The following is a 1,170-nucleotide window of genomic DNA, read 5'->3' as shown; positions in this document are numbered from 1 at the left end:
ATTTTGGGTTGTATGGTTAAGTGACTAAGCGTACACGGTGGATGCCTTGGCAGTTGGAGGCGATGAAGGACGTACTAACTTGCGATAAGCCTAGTCAAGCCAGTAAGAGGCGCTTGAGACTAGGATTTCCGAATGGGGAAACCCGGCCCTTTGGGTCATCGTTAACTGAATACATAGGTTAACGAAGCGAACGCGGAGAACTGAAACATCTAAGTACCCGTAGGAAAAGAAATCAACCGAGATTCCGAAAGTAGCGGCGAGCGAAATCGGATTAGCCCTTAAGCTTTAATGTAGTTAGTGGAACATTCTGGAAAGTATGACGATACAGGGTGACAGTCCCGTACACGACAACTTATTTAAAGTGAAATCGAGTAGGTCGGAGCACGTGAAACTTTGACTGAATATGGGGGGACCATCCTCCAAGGCTAAATACTCCCAACTGACCGATAGTGAACCAGTACCGTGAGGGAAAGGCGAAAAGAACCCCTGTGAGGGGAGTGAAATAGAACCTGAAACCGTGTACGTACAAGCAGTAGGAGCCCTTCGAGGGTGACTGCGTACCTTTTGTATAATGGGTCAGCGACTTATATTCTGTAGCAAGGTTAACCATTTAGGGGAGCCGTAGCGAAAGCGAGTCTTAACTGGGCGCTTAAGTTGCAGGGTATAGACCCGAAACCCGGTGATCTAGCCATGGGCAGGTTGAAGGTCAGGTAACACTGACTGGAGGACCGAACCCACTAACGTTGAAAAGTTAGGGGATGACCTGTGGCTAGGAGTGAAAGGCTAATCAAACCGGGAGATAGCTGGTTCTCCCCGAAATCTATTTAGGTAGAGCCTCGGACGAATACTTACGGGGGTAGAGCACTGTTAAGGCTAGGGGGTCATCCCGACTTACCAACCCTTTGCAAACTCCGAATACCGTAAAGTACTATCCGGGAGACACACGGTGGGTGCTAACGTCCATCGTGGAGAGGGAAACAACCCAGACCGTCAGCTAAGGTCCCAAAGTGTATGTTAAGTGGGAAACGATGTGGGAAGGCTAAAACAGCTAGGAGGTTGGCTTAGAAGCAGCCACCCTTTAAAGAAAGCGTAATAGCTCACTAGTCGAGTCGGCCTGCGCGGAAGATGTAACGGGGCTAAACATACCACCGAAGCTACGGCTGCGAACTT

At 49.3% G+C, this 1,170-nt stretch carries 1 rRNA gene; it reads left to right on the top strand.

What is annotated here, in order from left to right:
* Window positions 1-14: 14 nt before the first annotated feature.
* Window positions 15-1,170 (top strand): 23S ribosomal RNA (locus tag NH568_RS23870); the annotation flags it as partial.

The sequence above is a fragment of the Pseudoalteromonas sp. XMcav2-N genome, from assembly GCF_024124545.1.
Lineage (GTDB): Bacteria > Pseudomonadota > Gammaproteobacteria > Enterobacterales > Alteromonadaceae > Pseudoalteromonas.
Note: the sequence above shows the minus strand (reverse complement) of the source record. Positions and strands in the feature narration are given on the sequence as shown.